A 21,233-nucleotide genomic window follows, 5' to 3' on the forward strand; every position below is an offset into this window, starting at 1 on the left:
AAGAAGATTTGTTTTTCATATGATAGATTGGTTTTATCGAACCCTCAACTATTATTTTTACCCAGTTTTCTCCCAAACATCACTGCAAACTGATAGTACTTATATATACAGCTAACATCACAGAAACCCGCTTCTTTAAGCCAATCCATCTGCTGGCCCAGGCTTGTATCCTTATCAAGTTTAACTCTTTCATAACCAGCCAGTATTTCTTCTTCGGGCAAGCCGCTGCTTTCGATATGCTGTCTCCAGGTTGTCTTATTCAGGTTTTCTATGAAAGGAGTTTCTCCATGCACCTGATCGGCGTTAATAAAAACCCCGTTCTTTTTAAGTATGGAGTAGCTTTTTTTGTAGAGCTCCTTTTTCTCTTTGTCTTCCAGGTGATGGATAGATACGGCTGACACTACCAGATCGTATTTTTCCGAAAAATCGTACTTTGAATAATCTGCTGTAATGTATTTTACTTTTGAGTTATTTTTGAACCTGTCTTTTGCCATATCCAGCATCTTTACCGAGATATCAATAAGTGTAAATGATGCATCTGGATATCTTTCCATCAGAAAAGCCGATAGAAGTCCTGTTCCGGCACCTATGTCCAGGATATCTGGATTTTTCGCATCTACTGAAGCCACGGATACCGCGGCTCCATAAAAGTCATCGAAGCAAGGTATAAACTTCCTTCTCTGTTCATCATACTTTTTTGAAATAGCATCAAACTTTCGTTGAATTTCGCTCATTTTTTTCACCAGGTTTTAGCACCGAGGACGGTTTCTTCTTTTCCTTCTTACTGCATACGTCTTTGTACGGCATATGATTAATTCATTATTGACCTGTATTCCGTACGACATTTGTTTTCAATATCTCAAAGCTCATTTAGGCAGGTTCTCTCTAAAGCTCAAAAAAGAATCTATTTATATTTCGCAGCATTGTTAGAAGCATGTATCTCGAAGATGAAGAGGCGGCAAGCGCCGACAAGAGCCGTGAATTTGGCGTATTGGGAGATGTTCTGCGGGAACTGCAAAGGGAAGAAGTGGAACAAACTGAGACATGCCTGGTGGAAACCCCAGAAACAAACACGACACAAAAAACGATAGAGATAATGACAGAGATCAATGCAACATTAAAAGAGATCGCAGAGACTCAAAAGAAAATACTGGAAGAGATTAAAAAGAACAAGACCTGATAAACTCCAATTAACACTTTCTTTTTTCACTTTAATCCGGAAAAAAGCCCTGTTCAAGACTATTTTGGATTTACCCCTGATGCAGCTGCTTTCGGATTTGTTCCTTTCATACTCCGGTAATTTATTCTGCTTAGTCTTTCAATTTTATTCTGCTTAGTCTTTCAATTTTATTCTGCTTAGTCTTTCAATTTTATTCTGCTTATTCTTTCAATTTCATCGTTTCTCCGCAACAGTCCATATCACCGGTACAGCCTGTAGCGCAGCGGTCATCTCCGCACTCATTTACCACCTTAAGTTCGAGCCCACAGTTCTCACAAATAAGAACCTGACCCTGTTTCAAATTGTTGCAATTCATTCCATACCACCTCTATATTCTTGACAGAAAAAATATGTAATTTAGGTTAAAATTGCTTTTGAAACAATAATTCTTAAGATTAGTCTGCGAACTGAAAAATTCGACTCTTTCAGCCACTATCTTCAAGGCTTTTTCTTGCAGCACAACTTTCAAATGACGCATTAGCAACGGCTTTTGCAACCGCAGGCACGACATGCTTCTCAAGGGGGTCCGGTATAATGTGGTCTTCGGAAAGCTCACCAACGGTCACTACATTTGCAAGGGCATAAGCTGCTGCCATTTCCATTTCAGGCGTTATCCTCCTCGCACAGGTGCCAAGAGCCCCTTTGAAAAGCCCCGGGAAACTCAGGCAATTATTGAGCTGGTTTGGAAAATCCGACCTGCCGGTAGCAACAATTCTTGCCCCCGCCCGCTTTGCAGCATCGGGCATGATTTCAGGAACAGGGTTTGCCATTGCCATTACAATAGAATCTTTTGCCATCGAGCGGACCATATCCTCGGTCACGATCCCTCCGACTGAAACCCCGATAAAGAGGTCAGCCCATGGAAAAGCTTCTTTGAGACCGCCTTTTATTTTTTCAGGGTTTGTAAGCTTTGCAATTTCCTCTTTTATATGGTTCATGCCTTCTTCTCGCCCCTCGTACACAAGCCCCTTGCTGTCACAGGCAAGAATTTTTGCAGGATCTGCGCCTGCCCGGACCAGGAACCTGAAAATTGCAACTCCTGCAGCCCCTAGCCCTGAAATAACGATTTTTAGCTCATCCAGCTCCTTTTTCACAATTTTAAGGGCATTCAGGAGCCCGGCAAATACGACAATGGCTGTCCCGTGCTGGTCGTCATGGATAACAGGAAGGTCAAGCTCTTCCCGCAGCCTTGCTTCTATTTCAAAACAGCGGGGTGCACTGATATCTTCCAGGTTGATGCCTCCGAAAACCGGAGCCAGGTGTTTTACCGCTTTTATCACCTCTTCGGTGTCCTGGGTATCGAGGCAGATAGGAAAAGCGTCTATGCCGGCAAATTCCTTGAAGATAATCGCCTTTCCTTCCATAACCGGCAGAGCCGCATATGGCCCGATGTTCCCAAGCCCGAGCACTGCTGACCCGTCCGTTACAACAGCAACTGTATTTTTCTTAAGGGTGTAAAGGTAGACAAGCCCCTGGTTTTCACTAATTTTCCGGCACGGCTCAGCAACTCCGGGCGTATAGGCAATGCTGAGGTCGTGGATTGTACGGAGGCGTACCTTGCTTGCAACCTCAAGTACACCCCCCAGCCTCCTGTGCATTGCAAGCGATTCCTGATATAATGAAGCGTGAGTGTCACTATCCTTTTCCATACCCTTTCCGGAGCCCTTTTGAGAATCTCCTTCAGAGTTCTTCCCCATATTTTCTTCCGGATCTCTTTCCAAGCCTAAAACCGAATAAACGTCTTTTATTCCAAAAACCCCCTGTGCTATAGCAAACCCTGTGTCCGGAGAAGGAAACCTCCGGAAAAACTGCCTGTAAGAAATATAATGCTACATAATGATTTATCGAAATAATAGATAAACCCGATGGGGGAAAATGAACCTGATATTTTTGTATATTTTATTTCCAGTGATTGCTCAGTTTGCAGATCTCGCTCTCCAGAAAGAGATATACCATTTCAGGAGAATTACCCTGTATGCAGATTAAAGGAATTGCCAGTGATACTCTTGATTTTATCCTTGAAGCTAGCAGGTCAATGGCCCCGGAAGAGTTTGCCGGGCTTTTGCAGGAGAAAGACGGAATAATCACCGAGGTGCTTATCCTGCCTGGAACCGAATCAAGCGACTCAAATGCAGTCCTCAGGCTTTACATGATGCCGAATGTAAAAGCTGCAGGCTCGGTCCACAGCCATCCCGGACCCAACCGCAATCCCTCAAAAGCCGACTTACACCTCTTTTCAAAAACCGGAAACTTCCATATCATCGTGGGCCGTCCCTACAACAGGCAGAGCTGGACCTGTTATGACAGGGAAGGAAATGTAAGGGAACTTCCTGTCCTTGATGTAGAATTCGAAGAGGACGAAGAGTTTTGAAAAGATAACAGAAGTAAGGCGCGATAAAAAAACCTGATGTTAAATACCCCTGATGTTAAATACCCCTGATGTTAAATACCCCTGATGTTAAATACCCCTGATGTTAAATACCCGCTAAATCTAAAGATTTAACGGGTTTCCTGCTGAGAGTTTATGACTGGATATCCCTGCAACACGCAGAAATTATTGTTACAGATGTCAGGAAAACATCAAACTAATATCTCTGCTTTATTCTCCGGAATAACCTTTACTATTTTTTCACTATAAAACCTGAGAAAGCAGCAATTATCTCCCGCCTCCGTCTGCTTCTGCCTTGTTCCCTACCAAAAACATTTTATTTACAGATACACATTATTTATGGGATACACCTTGTGCCTTCATTTAAAGGGAGGCGATTTTAGCTTAAAGGTTGTATTCAGGAAACGTATCTGGGACTCAAGAACCAGATAGCCTTCACGTATCTGGAGGTAGTAATCCTAATGCCTACATGCCAAGACTGCAGATTCTATACGGTTATTGATGAGCTAAAAGGCGAATGTTTCAGCCTCGGATTTGAAGTACGCGGGAAAACCGATTCCAAGAAATGCCCGGAGCGGGCTTTCAGGCCAAATAAAGGTCCCAATTCGAAAAAAGCCGGAGCGGCAAGGTATTAAAATGGATCACAGATCGGGGACGAAAAAAATTCTGTTAAATGAGGTTGAAAATGTAAAAATACATTGATCGAGCCTCCAGCTGGACAAAAAACCGGAACGCGCAAAAAATCTATTTTCTGCTTGCCGGAATCAAATGAATTTTAAGTTAAATCTCATTCAATCTTTCCTTTTTATATCTTCTTTTTTACCTTTACGTTTCTTTACTTTTATTGCCGTTTATCGGAATTGTGAAAGCAAAGGTACTCCCCTCGCCCGGACTGCTCCTGAACCAGACATATCCTCCGTGCAGGTTTACAATCTGCTTAACTAAAGAAAGGCCAAGCCCCGTCCCCGGGAATTTTTTGGAGGAAAATGAATCGATCTGGCTGAAGGGCTTGAAGAGTTTGTGCTGGTCCTCAGCTTTAATACCGATTCCGGTATCTTTAACCGTTATTTCTACCTTGTCTCCTTTCATTTTTGCCCCTATTGTTACAGAGCTGTTTTCATGGGAGAACTTGATAGCATTATCAACGAGGTTGTACATTATCTGGGCAAACCTGGCCTCATCCGCACAGATGCTTGTAAGCTTGTTATCCATATCGATTTCAATTCGAATATTTTTCAGGTATGCGATTGGAGACAGGAGACTTATTATCGTGTTGAGCTTATTAGCAAGTTCAAACTCATTATAATCAAGCTTCAGTTTTCCGGCTTCTACTTTAGAAATATCCAGAATATCATTGATCAGATTCAGAAGGTGCTTCCCACTCCTTGAAATATTGCCTGCATACTTTAACTGCTTTTCATTCAACTCCCCGAAAACCTGTTCATACAGCAGGTCTGAGAACCCTATGATTGAGTTAAGTGGAGTTCTCAGTTCATGGCTCATATTTGCCAGGAACTCGCTCTTGGCATGGTTTGCAATTTCTGCTATTTGTTTTTCCTGATAAAGTTTTTCTACTGCTTTCCTTCCGGTAATGTCACTGCAGGTTTCCAGGACGCCTATGATCTTGCCATTATCGTCAGTTACCGGGATTGCCTGGACAAACCAGGAGTTGCCGTCCTCTTCAGTAAATTCCCCTGACTCCTTATTCCCTGATACAAAGATCTCTTCAAGCTGCAGGTGCTCACCCAGGGGACCGCTCATACCCAGAATAGGTTTAAGGCGTTTTCCTGTTGCTTTTTCAAGATCCACATGCATATATTCAAGAGCAGCTTTATTTGCCCAGATGATATTAAGCTGAGGGTTTACGAAAATAACCAGCTCGTTTAAAGAATCAAGAAGGACTTTCTTTTCCCGCTCCTGTGCCTTTAACTCCTGATCTGCCAGGTCGATATCATTCAGCATCCCGTTTATTTCTCTTGAGAGGCGATAGAGTTCATCGTTGTCTTTGAGAACCAATCTTTTGGAAAGATCTTTTTCCGACCTGACTTTTGTAACGAAATTGTCAATCTCGATCAGTCTCGAAACGAAGAAACTGTCAAGTGCAAATTTAACTCCGGCTCCTGTCACAAGCCCGGTTAGCAAAAGGAAAAAATACATATAATTCAGGGCTTTTTTTCCATTTAAATAGAGTTCTCTTGGGAAATCAGCTCTCATAATAAGGGCAGGCTGACCTGAAACGTCCTTTAACTCAAAATAACCTGCTATTTTTTCTTTGCTGATGGGTTCGACAATATTCCTGTCCGGATACTCCGAAAAGTTTTTATATTTCATTTGAATCTCAGGGGGAATCTCCTGATCAGTTCTGTACATCAAAATGGAAGAGCAGGTAGTTTGATTGAAATAATCAAGAAGCTTACTGTCAAAGTACCTCCCGAAAATCAAAGTGCCCTTCATAGGCCCCTGATACTTTGTCGTAAGGATTGGATGGCAGGCAATAAACATGGGGTCTTCGTCGAGCAAAACACAAGTGCTTATATTGTCGTTTTCTGATTTTGTGAGAAGGGTACCTTCTTCTACCAGTTTAAGAAGCTCTTCTGGGACCGGTCTTTCTTTTCCAGAATTAATGTCTACCGATTTTGCATAGACCACTTTCCCGGAATCATTCACATAAAGCATCACATTAACTTTGAGTTCTACAAGAGTCTCGTTCTGAAGGTCTGCATTTATATAATCCTGGTTTCTATCTTCGATAAAACGGTAAGTATCATCCCAGCAGGCCCAGTCCTTAACCATGTTATCAAGATAACTCTGTTCGGTAGAAACCACATTCTGTACCTTTTCAACATTATTCAATGTGTTAGCCTGTTCAAACTCCAAAAAATTAGAAAGCTGCATATTGTAGGTAAACGTAAATGTAACAGTAAGAACTGTAAAAATTAAAATTGTTATTATAAAAATTTTTTTACTAATATCTATTCCAGACACCCCAGAGACTATAGATAAAGAAAAGCTAAAGAGCAATATAATAAATACATTAAAAAGGTGAGGGAAGTATATAATAGTAGGGATACATTATAAAGAAATATATAAGATAGTAACACTTATTAGTCTAATTTAACTTATTAATTATATATAAAAAATTTGAATGAATCTAAATAAACATATATAAAAATTTAATTATATTACATGTAAAATCCACACTGTCCTCAATCATAGATTTTGTGTCCATGATTTACACACATATTTTGAGGACCCGGAGCATAAAAAGCAGTTGTAAGTATATTTCTTGTCTTTGAAGGTATATTCCTTGTCTTTGAAGGTATATTCCTTGTCTTATCCCTTTTTGTGCCTGTTATCTGGTAAATCCGAATATATGTCCTCTAGAGATGCAATTCTGGCGACTGAGCGCTGGTTGGCAGTTACGCTTCAGTTATCTTCAGATGTGACTTTAAGGACTTCCTGAGCGATCTGGATAAGCCTGAACCAGGTGTTCAGGGCAGAACGCAGAGAAACTGCATCGTCGGCTTTAACCGTAAGTACAAGGCAATTTGTACCTTCAAGGGACAGTCCTATTCTTGACCTTTCAGAGAAGTTATCATTAAGTTCTGGAAGGACAGCCTGATAGATCTTTTCAACAGTTTCGGTTTCAAATGTAAACTCTGCGGAAAGTTTCAAAGAACTCCTCCTGGAAAGAATCCGGGTCTAAAAATCTCAACTCTTAAACTGGCTATGGATTCTAACTTTATCTTTAAAAGGTTTATTCTGAAAACTGAACTCTTAAATCCGGGTAAGGAATCAGGAAAGTTGATTTTAAAATTTAGTCCTGAAAATAGACTGAAATTCCTCAGTAACCTGAAATTCCTCAGTAACCTGAAATTCCAGAAAACTCAGAAAAATGGGTTGAAAAAGGGTGTCCGGTCAGTACTTTTTGAAACCTTTGACAGTAAGCTTAAAAAGGGACTTCCCGCTGCCCATGAAATCGACCTCTTTTTCTCCTGCTACCATCAGTGTGGAGCGGGGAGGGAGCTGATCGACCTTATCACTTTCGACCCTGTTGAAATGGAAAAAAGACTCAAATGCGTCCGCAATCTCTCCCTGGCCTGCAAGCATCGGTTCAACATCTGGAAACCAATAAGAATTGATTTCCTCAGAATACCAGTCCGAAAACCTGAGGGAAAAAAGAAGCTTCCCTGCATCGTCATAAAAGCCGAGTTCCCCGGGATTTCCGTGGTACTCTCCTACAACTATGAGAGGCCCACCCTCTGCAAACTCCAGAAGTTCCTGCATGCCCATCTTGCCGCGGGAAATGCTCCTGCCAGCAATAAAGCGTGAAAGAAGCTTGCAAAGCGTCCGGGTCTTTGCAGAAGGTTTACGAGAAGAAGTAACTAACATACTTCTTACTCGGCCTTGATGCGTTTGATGGTTGTAGGACGCTCTTTAACCAGGATCCTGTGTCCGCAATACGGACACCTGATGCCTGTGTACTCGTAGTCAATTTCCACTTTCTGTTTACATCGAGTGCACTTATAACCCATACAACCTCACATCCCTGAAAATTGTTTGTTTACTTTGCCTCAGCAAGGTTCTTCATGGTGCGCAGCAGGGTCTGACCAACACTTGTGGAGGGGATATAGGTCCCGCCAGCGAAGGTGTGTCCGCACTTGCTGCATTTCCAGATCCCGGTCCCAATCCTTTTAACTGTAGGGCGGGCACATTTGGAGCATACATGCGGAGCTCGCATGCGTTCTTCCAGGTCTGCGACAAGCTTTCGGTCTTTTCTCCCGTACCTGGGACCAAACCTGCCTGCAGATCTGGAAATTCTTCCTTTCTTAGTGAATTTTTTTGCCATCGTTATAACTCCTTAAAATGTATTTAATCAAAGTGATAGAGCCCTTAACCGATCTATGGACTGTTAGCCCAGAGACCCGGGTTCTTCTATCACCTTAATACGTGCACTTAGACCGTAATACTGGCATTTAATATTTATAATTAATTAATCCGGCCTGATTTATTCACTTTTTGCAAGCCCTTTCAGGTAGAGTTCCCTGATTTCGGCTGCCTTTTCAAGTGCAAGGTCTATTGCCTCGAACAGTTCTGCCTCGGAAAGAGGGGCAGAACCCATTTTCTGCATGCCTGCTACAGATCCGTCCGAACTGGAAACTATGGTCAGTTTTGTTTCGCAAACTGCCTCCTCGTCAAGGGAGGGGTCAACCATCAGTTTTGAGCCGACCTTTGCAAGAGTTATACCAACAGGCATTTCTTTCATTGCAAGGGGCACGTTCTCGCCCAGTCCCTGTTGTTCGTTCGGGACGACTGTGGTCATAAGGGCTGCAATTGCAGCAAGACAGGATGCATCAATGATATTTCCGTCATTGTTCAGGATATGGACATCTATAAAGACAATCCATACGGATTCTCCCACCGTTATGCAAAGCTTCTTTATATCAATTGCGCCTGATTCCCGGATTCCCCTGTCAACGACCCTTGCCATTTCGATTGCTTCTTCTCTTGGAGGCCCGGGCTCATATTCGGGAGAAGCTATCGGGTTAAGCTCAAGGTTGGTAATAATCACTCCTTCATCCTGAGAGTCTGGAAATGGAGTTCCTTTCTGAAGCTTTACACCTACAAGAACCTGAGTGTTCCCAAGGGTAACCTTTGCAGAACCTTCAGCTTTGGAAATAATGTTTGTTTCGAGCTTGAGCTCCCTGAAATCTTTAAACCCGCGCCAGTCCTGACGCTTTCCTTTGACCATCAGGCTGTAAATATAGTCCTTCTTAAGTGTGGCTATGATTTCACTCATCTTTTTCACCTCTGTTTCCGGCTTCAGAGGGGTCTTTTACTACCTTCCAGGGACCTTCGGATGTTTCTTCTTCAGGCTCTTCTTCTGCCTCTACTGCTTCAGTGGAAACTTCCCCGGTTTCAACCTCGGGTTCTACCTCTGTTTCAGGCTCAATAGTTTCTTCTGAGGCAGCTTCTGTTTCCTCAACTTCGGATTCTTCTTCGAGAGAGGATTCTTCTTCGAGAGAGGATTCTTCTTCGACAAATTCCTCAGCTTCAGACCCGATTCCGATTTCCTCTTCGGCTTCTATGGAGACAGATTCTTTCTCAAGCCTGGCTTCAATTTCGTCAAACTCTTTGAGTTCAGGAGTACCTTCAAAAGAAGCTTCAAACTCAGCTTCGTCTTCAAGAGCTTCTTCTAAATCGTCCTCTAAATCGTCCTCTAAATCTTCTTCAGATTCAGCCTCAAATTCTTCCTCTTCGGCCTCATCTTCGTCTTCAAGATCCTCGTCTTCCTCTTCGGCTTCGAACTCTTCTTCCTCTTCGGCTTCGAACTCGTCTTCAATCTCTTCATCGAGCTCTTCTTCGAAGTCAGGAATTACCTCAGTGGAAAGGACATCAGCTGCAGATGGTTCTTCTGATGCCTCTGCTTCGAATTCTTCAGTTTCCTCAACAGCTTCTTCAACCACTACTGCTTCCGAAACAGCCTCGGGGGCAGGTACGGACTCTTCTTTTTCGCCTTCCTTTTCAGTTACTGCAGCTTCTTCCGCAGTATCCTCAACAGGAGTCTCAAACTTCTTTCTAAGGACTGCCTGCTGAATTTCAAGGATCTCCTTGCACCCTTTCTTTACGAGCTCCATACCTTTCTTAATCTCTTCTGGAGTAAGGTGCCCGTCCATCTGGACAAGAGTAATTTCCCCGTCCTGGGTCATTGCTACAGGGAAGTCAGCGTCTCCGTAGTTGTCCTCATCCTTATTGAGGTCAAGCACAATCTGCCCGTCAACCTTTCCGAAAGCACAGGAGGTAATAAGGCCCTTCATGGGGATTCCGGCATCTGCAAGAGCTATACTTGAAGCATTAATTGCTGCTGTCCTTGTCCCTGCATCGGCCTGAAGCACTTCCACGAAAATATCAATTGCTGTCTTCGGAAACAGCTCAGCCATAATCACAGGTTCGAAAGCTTCCCTGGAAACCTTTGAGATTTCGATGCTCCGCCTGCTGGGTCCCGGACGAGCACGGTCTTCCACGGAGAATGATGCCATATTATACCTGTAACGGATAACTGCCGAATCTGCGCGCTGGCTGCGGCGGGGATGAGCTTCCCGGGGTCCGAAAACGCCTACCAGGATCTTATTCCTGCCCCATTCAAGATAACATGAACCGTCGGCTCGTGAAAGTACGCCGATCTCAATTTTCATGGGCCTTATCTCATCCGCACGTCTCCCGTCAAGGCGCAGCCCATCGTCAGTGATTAATTTATCAGGTTTATCACTCATACTTTAATCTCCAAACAACTCCTAAACCAAAATACTCTAGAGAAGCTTACCTAAAATCCTCTTGACTACATCCGGAATTTAATTCGTCGGGTCCAGCAGTACATCGATCTTCCTGTATATATCTTCGGAATGATCGTCCTGTCCTGCAGTCGCATCTTTCGTCTCATTTTGAAAAAACGTAACAGGCTTGGACTCTTTCTGTCTAATCCGTTCATTTTTCAAAAAATTGTAGATCCGGTCTGTTAATCCGGAACGCTGGGCTTCAACTTCGATTTTCCGGAGAGCCTTACTCAAAAGCTCTACATCCTCGTCCTTTCCATCGATCCATATTCTGCCGTTCTGGCCTACGAAAATGCTGCAGTTTGTTTCTTTCTTCAGCATGGAGATCATGGAACCGCCGTGTCCTATTACACGGGGGACTTTTACAGGCTCAACTTCGACAATCTGGCCTGTTTTGAGTTTATGAAGGCTCGGGTCCCTCAGGGCAAGCTCGATTTTCATGGAGCTGTCTACATCTTTTACCCTGAGAATTGCAGAGTCGCCTACGTTCATAATTTCAGGCATTTCCCGGGATTCGACTCTTCTCGGATATTCGGATACATGGAGCAGACCGTCATAAGGAGCTCCAATATTCAGTATCCAGTTGGATGGAGTAACCACAATAACGATCCCTATCACCACATCATTCACTGAGGGGATGTAAGCTCCCGCAAGTGGGATCACTCCAACTTTATCCTCTTTGAGGTTTTCAATACCGCAAAACGAAGAATAGATCTTGTTGTTCTTGATATACGTCCCGTATCCGGCTTTTTTCATTTCCTCGGATAACAGGTCACCAGGGATCACTATTTTTTTATCCATCCAACATCCTCTTATAAAAGTTTAGTCTGAGCCTCTCCCTTCGTGAGATGATTTATAAGAGCGTAAAAATCAGTCTGGACTCCCGCAGGAATCCGCACTACTGCAACCCATGAGCCGTCACGTTGCCATTCTTCCTTCGTAATGCTTCCGGCTTTGGAAATATCTCCGTATGCTTTGGGAGCATATTCGGGAGGGATTTTCACAGCAATATTAATTTCTTCAAAGCGTATCGGGATAAGCGGGCGAATGGCTTTCATTGTAATAGCTACCAGCTGATCTACGCTTTTTAAAGGGTCTATGTGCACCTTTGCCTCTTCCATCGCTCTTTCTATTCGTGCGGGAGGATGCGGTGCTCTAGTCTGAGGGTTTATAGCATTTCTGGAAATGGTATAGATAACCTTTTTCTTTTTCTCTTCAAGAATTCGTTTTCTCTGCTCAGCGGTAAGTTGAAGCTCTCCGCTCTTCAGGATCACGGCAGCAATCTCAAAGGGGTCGGTTGTCTCAAAAGAGTTGATTATATCAGACTCTGCTGCCCGATCCCCTCTGTTTGCATCTTCGAAGATAGTTTCAACTGCCAGAATGTTTTCGAGGTTTACTTCCTCTCCTCGCTTATAGGCCAGAGCCCCTTCGGGCTCGACCAGGACTTCGAAATGTTTACTGCCTCTTTTGAGCCGAGCAGTCACTGCCTCGTCCAGGGACACCATTTTCGAATACCTTCTCTATAACGTAAGTTTGAGATTCAGAAATTCTCTGATAACTCGTTCTTAAAATATTTATAGGTTTTATTCTTTGCTTTCAGTTCCCTTGTGTTTCTCAAGGATCTGCTGAACGTAGTTCTCAACTTCCTCAGGACTCAGTTTTCGGAATTTCTGGTCCTGAAGGGATACAACACCCACTTCAAGGGTTCCGGCATCGAACTTGCCTTCAGCTGCTTTATAGAGCGCGTCCATACCAAGGAGGATAGCAGCATCAATATTCATATCTTCCCTGTAGTCTGCCTCAAAAACCTCAACAACTGCATTTCTGCCTGCACCTATGGCTGTTGCCTTGTACTCGAGGAGAGCACCGCTGGGGTCGGTCTCAAAGAGTCTTGGCTTTTGGTCATCCACGCCGGCAATCAGGAGTGCAGTTCCGTAGGGGCGAACTCCGCCATACTGGGTGTAGGTCTGCTTGTGATCACAGATTTTCTTGGAGATAACCTCCACACCTATGAGTTCATCATAAGAAACCCTGTTTACCTGGGCTTCTACACGAGCCCTGTCAACAAGGGAGCGGGCGTCTGCCACGAGCCCTGAGGTTGCGGCTCCTATGTGGTCGTCAATCTGGAATATTTTTTCGATTGATGCGGCTTCCACAAGCCTGCTTGTTATTCGCTTGTCAACAAGCAGCACTACCCCATCAGCTGCCTTGATTCCTACGGCTGTTGTTCCCCTTTTGACCGCTTCGCGGGCATACTCTACCTGGAAAAGTCTTCCGTCAGGGCTGAAAACCGTAATTGCCCTGTCATAACCCATCTGTGGTGCCATCTGCATATTCCGTATCTCCTTGCCTTAATATATGTTCCATATTGTTTCAATTTTCCCGGCCAGAAACCGGTCATTTTTCCTTAGGGATTTCAAATCCGCAGAATCGTCAACTAAACCACCGCATGCCCAAAAAAGGCTTTGGTCAGTAAACGTTATTTAACCTGTGCGGATATCCCGAAAGCTCAGGAGCTTAAAGTCCCCGACCCAGTGTTCAGGTAAGGAAACCGATTATTGATTCCCTATAACGTATTTCTTCCTTATTAGAGTTTTTAGCCTTTTACACGGGACTTTCAATCCTGACAGAGTTTTTTCCTGATGAAACCAGCGGAAAATATCCCGGTTACAGGGAGTTTAAAGGCACTTTTACCCTGCAAAGTACGTTTTCCAGACATAACCCGGATTCACGCACTTTAGTAAACTTTTTAACAGAGTATGAAGGTCCATTCCAATGTTAACTATGTCCGTTAATAAAGTGTATTTACTCAGTTATAATGTTTGTGAGAGCCCGGGGCTTTTCCGGCGCTTAAATTCAGATTTAGAACCTGTAAGGAAGAATTTACCTCCTGCAGGATTCCACTCCAAAACGCAGGGATACCTCCAAGCCCTCTCAGACAACTCATGAGTAAACTACCAGGAGTCCCGGCAAAGCTGCCCTTCTGTCAATCAGTTCTGCCAATCAATATTATACTTTGTTACACTAATACTCATTCATTATAGCATATATTAGACAGCTTATTCGGCCGTTACTGAAGTTCACAACGGAAATTTTCAGCCTGATGTATTCAGCAGACATCCTTAAGATTGGCTGATACCTGCAGACTTCTGTCACTGCTGTAAGGCAGATATCCAGTTCTTACTTCATATAAATAAGACCGGATATAAACGAGACCACATATAAACCCTCTGAAAACCCGGATCTCAGCTCTAACATTCCTGAGTCTCAGGTCAAGCTTTCCAGAACCTTAACTTTAGGCTCTTTAGGATCCCGATTCCAGTTTAACAGAAGCTTAATTACAGCTTTTCAGAAGCTTAATTACAGCTTTTCAGAAGCTTAATTACAGCTTTTCAGAAGCTTAATTACAGCTTCAGGATTTTAATTATAGATTCGAGATTTTAATACAGCTTCAGGATTTTAATGTACCTTTCCGGAAGCCTGTCCCGAATCCTTTCATTCCTGTATTTCAGGCTCAAAAAGCCTGTAATCCTGTAGAAACTTTTCCGTAGCTCTTTTAACAGTGCCTGAAGCTCCCAGCACATGAAGAGTTGCCCTTTTCCCGTTAATCCGGGTCAGAGCAGCCAGAGAGGCTCTCGTTTCTTTTACTCTGGTATGGGAGCACTGGAGAATTCCTATTCCGCCTTCAAATCCCAGTACCTTAATATCACAGTCGCTGGTTGTAACATCTCCGAGCAGCGATGAAGCAGAGGAAATAACTTCCCTTACGATATCGTTTCTGCTTGCAGGCTCTTCTGAGATCAGTTCAAAAGCAAGATAGCGCTTTCTAGCGCGGAGCGAAGGAAGCAGGCGTTTCAAAAGAGATCCTCTCCTTCAAGAACTTCAATACCTTCCCTTACATATCCAGGACCGGGGCGGTTCTTTGTGATAATTCTTTCCGGAACAATGCTTATGGCATCAAGAGCCTCATCTTCTTCAAGCCCGCAGACCTCAGCAAGGGCAAGAGTTTCCATTGGGGAGCGCAGGTCAAAGCAGGACATAGCATCACTGCAAAGGACAAGGGATACCTCGTATTTTCTGGTAAGCTCAAGGTTTGCCTTAAGGTCGGACAACAAACGGACACGCCTTGAACCCCGGGAATGAAGAATAGGTCTAAGGGTGATACCTATTGCAACTCCATTTTCTGCAGCTGCTTTTGCCAGCACCTGGTTTAACCCGCTGCTCCTGTCAAAAGCCGGGTGGTTCAGAATGTCTACCCTGGGGTTTTCGAGCGCAGCCCTGTTGACTGCTTCGGACCCTCCGTGCACAATCAGGACATCCATTGAATTCCTGAATTTTCCGATCAAACTGTGTAATTTAGAAGGGTTTTCTTCCACAAGTTCAATTCCCCTGAAGACCTCAAAACCCTCTATTGAAGGCAGTACTGGCTTTTTATCAGGGAGTTTATCGGAATGGTTAGCAAGGGCAATCCCGTCGTATCCGAAATGCCGGGCAAGGGAAACCAGTTCCGGAGCAGTATGGTCCCCATCCGGAGCTGCATGAACGCAAAAATCATAAAACTTCGGTTTACCCAAATAACTCCTCCACTATGGCTCCGGCTTTCTCCCAGTTCCTCGGATAGGTCTCGATCTTGACCTTTGCAATAATAGCGTCAGAAGAGTTAGTCAGTTTTACCTGCTGCAGGTATGCAGCCTGCTTGTCAAAGCGGAGGTGAAAAACCGTATCATCGTCCAGCCTCTCAGGCATTTCTTTCCTGAGCATTCCCACATCTTCTTCCGAAAAGTTTTCCCGGACAAAATGGGCAAATTTCAGGCATTCGGCCTTCTTTTTAAGCTGTAAGCTAAGGATAGTAATTGGATTTCCATGGTGCCCTTCAGCCTCAAGCTCTTCTATGAGCTTATTTCCATCCTTTACGCCGGCACCTAATAAAAAAAAGTCCAGAGTCTCGCGGACTCTGGATACGTCTTCGGTTGCGTGGGCGATCACACGCATTGTTATGTGATGAATCACTTGCCTCGACTCTGATTTGAACGGATGCTCGGCCTGGTCTTTTCAGTCCCCTTTCCGCGTGTAGTCATGCCTCTGCCCTTCCTGCCGGCACTGGTTTTGCCTCTGGTAGCTCTGCCCCTGATGGATGAGTCACAGACCCAGTTCAGGTTCTTGTCGCTCTTAATTACAGGGTGGTGAGGGTCTACAAGGATGACTTCAAACCACTTGTGCTTTCCATCTTCCCCTACCCAGTAGGAGTTCAGGACTTCAAGGTTCGGGTATTTGCGATCTGCACGGGCTTCAGCGATCCTCTGGATGCTCATTCCGCCTGAGATCTTATTCGTTCCCATCCTCTGGGTTCTTCTTCCACGCTTTGGTCTTGATTTACCAAGCCCTCCACGGCGTACATTCACTCTGACAACGACAATTCCCTGCTTGGCTTTGTATCCAAGGGAGCGTGCCCTGTCAATCCTGGTTGGTCTTTCGATTCTGGTCACGGAACCCTGCTTCCTCCAGACCTGGAGGCGCTCCCAGCGGAGCTCGTTCACGTATGTCTCATCAGGGTTTTTCCATGCATCACGTATATATCCGTAAAAAGATTTTGACAATTTAAACACCAAGTTTCACTTATGTTTCATGGTTCAGCCCTGCCTGCAGGACCACATTCCAACGGGATCTAATCCCGAAAATGAAACATGCGATACAACTGAATCATCTGATTTAAAGCTTTGCCCCTTCAAAAGCCCTTTAAAAGCAAAGAATCCGCAAAAAAGAGATACAGAGGTGCGGGTAAAGCTCAGGGGAAACCTGGAAAAAGAGGGAATTAAATACCAGGAAACTGTCAAAAAACATGGGAACTAATAAACCGTGGGAAAAGTTCTTGTAATGTCCGGAAACAACGTACACCCAATGAGAATTAACAAAATATTATTATATTGTAAACACTGTTTACAGTCCGGGTTAATATGAGGCTTCACTGGATTGACGCTTTAAAAGGAATTGGGATTATGCTTGTAGTGTTTGCGCACCACAGCTTACCTGTAGCGCTTGATACATACATATTTTCTTTTCACATGCCGCTCTTCTTTTTTATTTCCGGCCTTCTGTTTGACTTTGAGAAATATGCAGGATCAGCTGCAAATTTTGTAAAGGGGAGATTCAGGTCTCTTATTGTGCCTTACTTTTCTTTTGCACTACTCACCGGCCTGTTTTACTTTTTGCTGGATACAGGATTTCAGCCCGGAGTCACGAATATTGAGTTTTTTGAAAACAGTACTCTTTACGGCATCTATTCCATTCTGTACGCACTTGGCCCCCTCGTCTCTTATAATCCGCCTCTCTGGTTCCTGAGCTGCCTATTCGTAACCGAGATTCTCTTTTACGGGTTTGCAAAGAAGTATTACGGGAAACCGCGAAAACTTGTACTCTGGCTTATTGCAGCCGGTATCGTCGGGTATCTTTATGCGGTTTATGCACCTTCCAGGCTATTCTGGAACGCTGATGTAGCTCTCTCTGCCGTGGTCTTTTACGGAGCCGGAAATTTATTTAAAAAAATAACAGAGCCGGAAAAAGAGTCTGGATCTGGCTCAAGCCTTAATTCAGGCTCGGGGCTGAGTGCAGGTTTGAGTCAGAATGCAGATTCGAGTCTGAACTCAAGTTCAAGCCTTAATTCGGGTTCGGGGTTCAGAGAAAAGTTCGTCCGGGCGGAGAAGTTTTTCCCTGTGGTTTTTATCCTTCTGAACCTACTGTATCTTGGATACCTTCTGGAGTTCCCTACAACCGATAAGGTCAACATGAACGTGCTGAAATACGGAGGCTTCTTCTCGTATTATCTTCTTGCTTTCTCAGGGATCTTTGCCTTTGTTTATCTATTCAAAAAAGTCGGAAGTTCAAGAATCCTGGAATATTACGGAAGAAATAGCCTGATTGTGCTTGCGCTCCATTTCCCTCTAAAGGATATCCTGACAAAACTGGCACTTCTGAGTTTCGGGGTCGAGCTTGAGTATTTCTATTACAATGTGGCTTTTGCTCTGAGCTTAACCGTACTGAATCTTATTTGCCTGGTACCTGTAATTTTTATCATTAACAACTATTTCCCCTTCCTGATAGGAAAGAAGAGATCTTCGAAGGCTTTGAAAGCTTCCTGACCTGGTTCAGGAAGCCTGTAAATTAATGGAACTGATCTATCTATTCTGAAAAATAGTAAATATCTTCAGCCGAAGACTTTAAGATCTTAATGACCTTCGGAGAAGATTAATATTTTAAAATTAATACAGAGTTGGAGGAATATGGTTGCGGCTTTCAAAAGGTTCTATTGAACATGGTTCTGTTGGACCTGTTAGAAAAGCAAGTATTAGGTCTGCGTTTAATCCTGCGGCATTGAAAATAATTATTCTTTTGCTGGTTCTTCTCAGTCTGGTACCCTCAGCCAGTGCAAGAGACTACGCGCTGGAAGAAGCAGCAACGAATATAACTATTGATCCAAGCGGCTTAGTCCATGTTGAAGAATCGATTTCCTACACATTTGAAGGAAATTATCAAGAAGTTTTTAGAATACTCGATGTGTCCCCCGGAGAATCCATCCGGAATATCCAGGGATATTGTTCAGAAGAAGCATGTAACTTCAGAGTTGAACAGACTTCCGAAGGCTACGAGTTGATAGGTGAGCTTCCGACCCCCACTCCGGAAAAAGTGACCTTTTTTATTTCCTACGACCATTATGGCGCAGTCAAGGTCCACAGCGATGTTTCCGAATTTCATTATAAGCTGTGGGGTGAAGAATGGGAGAAACCTCTGGGAAGCTTGAAGGGAAGCATTACGCTCCCTGTGGAAAACGAAAGTGATGTCCAGTACTGGATTCATCCTGCAGGCTATACACAGGCTGCGGATGTGGAACAGAATGTGCTCAATTTAAAGACATCCGAAATTCCCTCAAATAAATGGTATGAGATAAGAGTTGTTTTCCCGAAAATCGAATCTCCCAATTCCAGCCTGGTCCAGATAGACAATGAAGCGGGCCTTGAAAAAATAAAATCCATTGAGAATGAATATGAAATGAAAGGCTGGATCTTAAAGGGCCTTTATAACCTGGCAATTGTATTTGCAGTCTTTGCCCTGGCATTTCCCTTCATCATTTATTTCAGGTATGGGAGAGAGCCAAAAATAGATTATGAGGCAATATATGAGAGAGAGCCTCCTACTGATTCCAGCCCTGCCGTAGTTAATGCCATAATGCAGGGGAATATAGGTACTCCTACAATGGACGGGTTTACAGCCACGGTCATGAACCTTGCTAACCTTGGTTATATTACTCTCCACACTGTAAAATCAGAAGAAAGCAGGGCATTGGGCCTGTTCAAATCCGAATCTGAAAACATTTTAATTGAACTTGTCAGTCCGGACTCCCCTGAGATCACTAACGGAAAACTCCCCAAACTTGCAGATTTCGAAAAAGATGTGTTCAATTTATTGAAAAAACATGCTTCTGAAAATAAGGTCTCCTGGGATAAACTGAAAAAAGAACTTGGAAAGGGAACCGATTTCTATCAGTTTGTGCTGGCCTGGAATAAAAAAGTTGAAAGGCATATTGTAGTTGAGAAACTCTTCCGGTCCACAGGGAACACATATATGGGTATTTTCGGTGTGGCAACTATAATAGCAGCAGTTGTTTATTTTGTTGTAATTTCTAAATATTTCCCTTCAGAATCATTTCCCCTTGCATCAAATGTGAATATACTGGTGGCTTTAGTTGTAGTCTTCGGGATAATTATGATAATTTTCTCCGGAATGTTCGAAAAGGTACTGGGATGCTGGACCCCTGAAGGAAGGCTCTATTATGAACGCTGGGATAACTTTAGAAAATATCTCACCGATTTTTCTGCTCTCAAAGAGCATCCGCCGGAATCAATAAAGATCTGGGACTCTTACCTGGTGTATGCAACTGCTCTGGGAGTCGCAGAAGAAGTCCTTAAAAACATGTCTTTAGTTGTTCCTGATGAACAGCTGAAATACAGTCACTTCTACTATGTACAACACAGTTACAGCCAGTTCGGGTCCGGTTTTGGGAGTGCCTATTCGGCATCAGCTCCATCTTCAAGCGGAAGTGGAGGCGGGGTCGGCGGCGTGGGCGGCGGCTCGGGTGGCGGCGGCGGTGGTGCAAGATGATGCCGTGTAAATGTCAGGTTAAGTACTTTTGATTAGGAGATGGTGATCTATATGATAGTAGAAATTATGGTAATAGTAGTAATAATTCTGGGTTTGCTCTTCGTTATAATTTACAATGACCTTATAAAGCAAAGAAACAGGGTAGAAAATTCCTGGGCTCAGATAGAAGTCCAGCTGAAAAGGCGTTATGACCTCATCCCCAACCTGATAGAAACGGTGAAAGGGTATGCTAAACACGAAAAAACCCTTTTGGAAAACATTACAAAAGCAAGGGCTGCAGTAATGTCTGCAAATAATGTAAATGAAACTGCAGAAGCATCCAATTACCTCTCATCTACCCTGAAATCCCTTTTTGCAGTTGCAGAAAACTATCCGGACCTGAAAGCCAACCAGAACTTCATGCAGCTCCAGAAAGACCTCATGGAGACCGAAAACAAAATTGCCTATGCAAGACAATTTTATAATGATACCGTTATGAAATATAATATCAGTATTCAGACAATCCCTAGAAATATTGTTGCATCTTTGATGGGATTCAAGAAAAAAGATCTATTTGAAACCCTGCAAGCCGAAAGGGAAGTTCCTAAGGTCGAGTTCTAATAATGTACACTGGTTCAGGTTACTGAACCAATTTACTAATTTTCGATACTTTTACTTGCTGTTTTTTGTGTGTTTGTTATCAGCTTCACCGGCATTTTTATCTGTTAGGTTCTTACACGTATCCCGGTCTTTTCATTTTCCGGCTTTTAGAAACAACCTGATATAGCTAATATTGTTATACGGGGCAGAGTTCTGGATTCAAAAATTTGAATTAAGAAGAAAAACGAAGAATCTTAAAAGTGCAGGTGGTACGCAGTCAATAGGTTAATATTATCCAAGGGCAAGCTGGAACGGCATCTTTCATATCTTTTGTCCCGCGCCGCTCCCCCGCCTGGGCCGTTGGGCTTCGATCAAATTAAAGCGTAATCTTCATCCGCACTGGGAAAATTAGATCTCAAAATATCAACCCTCCGTAGTGGATTAACAGAGTATAAGGTATAGTGAACTACCACTCAGCTAAAGACTGACTGGCTTCTCGGGTCATCCCTTCCTCTATTGAGGACAAGTCACGCGAGCTCAACCCTGCGTCCCGCAGGTG

23 protein-coding genes are annotated in these 21,233 nt (G+C 43.6%); 6 read left to right on the plus strand and 17 right to left on the minus strand.

The window, feature by feature from the left end; genetic code table 11:
* Positions 1–44: 44 nt before the first annotated feature.
* The gene (locus EO92_RS08545) at positions 45–734 is read right to left on the minus strand and encodes a class I SAM-dependent methyltransferase (RefSeq protein ID WP_048170877.1); all 690 of its coding nucleotides are present in this window, start codon (positions 732–734) and stop codon (positions 45–47) included.
* Positions 735–934: 200 nt separating this feature from the next.
* Here EO92_RS08545 and EO92_RS08550 point away from each other — a divergent pair, with 200 nt between their 5' ends.
* Positions 935–1,180 (plus strand): hypothetical protein, encoded by a 246-nt coding sequence (locus tag EO92_RS08550; RefSeq protein ID WP_048140536.1) that lies wholly within the window; start codon positions 935–937, stop codon positions 1,178–1,180.
* Positions 1,181–1,379: 199 nt separating this feature from the next.
* Here EO92_RS08550 and EO92_RS18265 read toward each other — a convergent pair whose 3' ends face one another.
* Positions 1,380–1,535: a hypothetical protein gene (locus EO92_RS18265; protein WP_200896755.1), complete on the minus strand. Its 156-nt coding sequence runs from the start codon at positions 1,533–1,535 to the stop codon at positions 1,380–1,382.
* Positions 1,536–1,644: 109 nt separating this feature from the next.
* Positions 1,645–2,868 carry an NADP-dependent malic enzyme gene (locus EO92_RS08555; protein ID WP_048170916.1) on the minus strand — a complete coding sequence of 408 codons (1,224 nt, stop codon included), beginning with the start codon at positions 2,866–2,868 and terminating at the stop codon, positions 1,645–1,647.
* A 326-nt stretch (positions 2,869–3,194) separates the two neighbouring features.
* On the opposite strand from EO92_RS08555, the gene EO92_RS08560 reads away from it, so the two are divergent.
* Together EO92_RS08560 and EO92_RS18270 are read left to right on the plus strand one after the other, a co-directional pair.
* Positions 3,195–3,590 carry a Mov34/MPN/PAD-1 family protein gene (locus tag EO92_RS08560; RefSeq protein WP_048131902.1) on the plus strand — a complete coding sequence of 132 codons (396 nt, stop codon included), beginning with the start codon at positions 3,195–3,197 and terminating at the stop codon, positions 3,588–3,590.
* Positions 3,591–4,069: 479 nt separating this feature from the next.
* On the plus strand, positions 4,070–4,243 hold the full coding sequence (locus EO92_RS18270; protein WP_200894988.1) for a hypothetical protein: 174 nt from the start codon (positions 4,070–4,072) through the stop codon (positions 4,241–4,243).
* A gap of 190 nt (positions 4,244–4,433) precedes the next feature.
* Here the strand turns inward: EO92_RS18270 and EO92_RS08565 are convergent, their stop codons facing one another.
* The 14 genes from EO92_RS08565 to EO92_RS08625 form a co-directional block, all read right to left on the minus strand.
* Positions 4,434–6,503: a CHASE4 domain-containing protein gene (locus tag EO92_RS08565; RefSeq protein WP_235283259.1), complete on the minus strand. Its 2,070-nt coding sequence runs from the start codon at positions 6,501–6,503 to the stop codon at positions 4,434–4,436.
* A 531-nt stretch (positions 6,504–7,034) separates the two neighbouring features.
* On the minus strand, positions 7,035–7,283 hold the full coding sequence (locus EO92_RS08570; protein WP_048170881.1) for a KEOPS complex subunit Pcc1: 249 nt from the start codon (positions 7,281–7,283) through the stop codon (positions 7,035–7,037).
* A 243-nt stretch (positions 7,284–7,526) separates the two neighbouring features.
* Positions 7,527–8,000: an rRNA maturation protein gene (locus EO92_RS08575; RefSeq protein WP_048170883.1), complete on the minus strand. Its 474-nt coding sequence runs from the start codon at positions 7,998–8,000 to the stop codon at positions 7,527–7,529.
* 5 nt (positions 8,001–8,005) lie between these two features.
* Positions 8,006–8,143: a DNA-directed RNA polymerase subunit P gene (locus EO92_RS17105; RefSeq protein ID WP_011021777.1), complete on the minus strand. Its 138-nt coding sequence runs from the start codon at positions 8,141–8,143 to the stop codon at positions 8,006–8,008.
* A 29-nt stretch (positions 8,144–8,172) separates the two neighbouring features.
* The gene (locus EO92_RS08580; RefSeq protein ID WP_048131910.1) at positions 8,173–8,457 is read right to left on the minus strand and encodes a 50S ribosomal protein L37ae; all 285 of its coding nucleotides are present in this window, start codon (positions 8,455–8,457) and stop codon (positions 8,173–8,175) included.
* Between the two features lie 159 nt (positions 8,458–8,616).
* Positions 8,617–9,417: an exosome complex protein Rrp42 gene (gene rrp42, locus EO92_RS08585; RefSeq protein ID WP_048131912.1), complete on the minus strand. Its 801-nt coding sequence runs from the start codon at positions 9,415–9,417 to the stop codon at positions 8,617–8,619.
* Positions 9,401–10,882, minus strand: a complete 1,482-nt coding sequence (gene rrp41 / locus EO92_RS08590; RefSeq protein ID WP_048170885.1) for an exosome complex exonuclease Rrp41 — start codon at positions 10,880–10,882, stop codon at positions 9,401–9,403. The genes rrp42 and rrp41 overlap by 17 nt, the downstream gene beginning before the upstream one ends.
* Positions 10,883–10,960: 78 nt before the next feature.
* Positions 10,961–11,743, minus strand: a complete 783-nt coding sequence (rrp4, locus tag EO92_RS08595; RefSeq protein WP_048131914.1) for an exosome complex RNA-binding protein Rrp4 — start codon at positions 11,741–11,743, stop codon at positions 10,961–10,963.
* Positions 11,744–11,754: 11 nt separating this feature from the next.
* Entirely contained in the window at positions 11,755–12,447 is a 693-nt protein-coding gene (locus tag EO92_RS08600; RefSeq protein ID WP_048161447.1) for a ribosome assembly factor SBDS, read from the minus strand.
* A gap of 78 nt (positions 12,448–12,525) precedes the next feature.
* Positions 12,526–13,275 (minus strand): archaeal proteasome endopeptidase complex subunit alpha, encoded by a 750-nt coding sequence (psmA, locus tag EO92_RS08605; protein WP_048161449.1) that lies wholly within the window; start codon positions 13,273–13,275, stop codon positions 12,526–12,528.
* Between the two features lie 1,162 nt (positions 13,276–14,437).
* Positions 14,438–14,800, minus strand: coding sequence for an Rpp14/Pop5 family protein (locus tag EO92_RS08610; RefSeq protein WP_048170887.1), 363 nt, complete (start codon positions 14,798–14,800; stop codon positions 14,438–14,440).
* On the minus strand, positions 14,797–15,516 hold the full coding sequence (gene rnp3, locus EO92_RS08615; protein WP_048170889.1) for a ribonuclease P protein component 3: 720 nt from the start codon (positions 15,514–15,516) through the stop codon (positions 14,797–14,799). The genes EO92_RS08610 and rnp3 overlap by 4 nt, the downstream gene beginning before the upstream one ends.
* A complete protein-coding gene (locus tag EO92_RS08620) occupies positions 15,509–15,934 on the minus strand; it encodes an RNA-binding protein (protein ID WP_048170892.1) in 426 nt (141 codons plus the stop codon). Before EO92_RS08620 ends, rnp3 begins: the two co-directional genes overlap by 8 nt.
* Before the next feature lie 14 nt (positions 15,935–15,948).
* Positions 15,949–16,539 carry a 50S ribosomal protein L15e gene (locus tag EO92_RS08625; RefSeq protein WP_048131926.1) on the minus strand — a complete coding sequence of 197 codons (591 nt, stop codon included), beginning with the start codon at positions 16,537–16,539 and terminating at the stop codon, positions 15,949–15,951.
* A gap of 357 nt (positions 16,540–16,896) precedes the next feature.
* Between EO92_RS08625 and EO92_RS08635 the strand changes: the two genes are divergently transcribed.
* From EO92_RS08635 to EO92_RS08645, 3 genes are all read left to right on the plus strand, one after another.
* Complete coding sequence (locus EO92_RS08635) at positions 16,897–18,078, plus strand: acyltransferase family protein (protein WP_048170896.1); 1,182 nt, start codon at positions 16,897–16,899, stop codon at positions 18,076–18,078.
* A 145-nt stretch (positions 18,079–18,223) separates the two neighbouring features.
* Positions 18,224–20,095 carry a DUF2207 domain-containing protein gene (locus EO92_RS08640; RefSeq protein WP_048170898.1) on the plus strand — a complete coding sequence of 624 codons (1,872 nt, stop codon included), beginning with the start codon at positions 18,224–18,226 and terminating at the stop codon, positions 20,093–20,095.
* A gap of 51 nt (positions 20,096–20,146) precedes the next feature.
* Positions 20,147–20,695 carry a LemA family protein gene (locus tag EO92_RS08645; protein WP_048131934.1) on the plus strand — a complete coding sequence of 183 codons (549 nt, stop codon included), beginning with the start codon at positions 20,147–20,149 and terminating at the stop codon, positions 20,693–20,695.
* Positions 20,696–21,233 lie beyond the last annotated feature (538 nt).

It is taken from the genome of Methanosarcina sp. 2.H.A.1B.4 (genome assembly GCF_000979385.1).
Taxonomy (GTDB): domain Archaea; phylum Halobacteriota; class Methanosarcinia; order Methanosarcinales; family Methanosarcinaceae; genus Methanosarcina.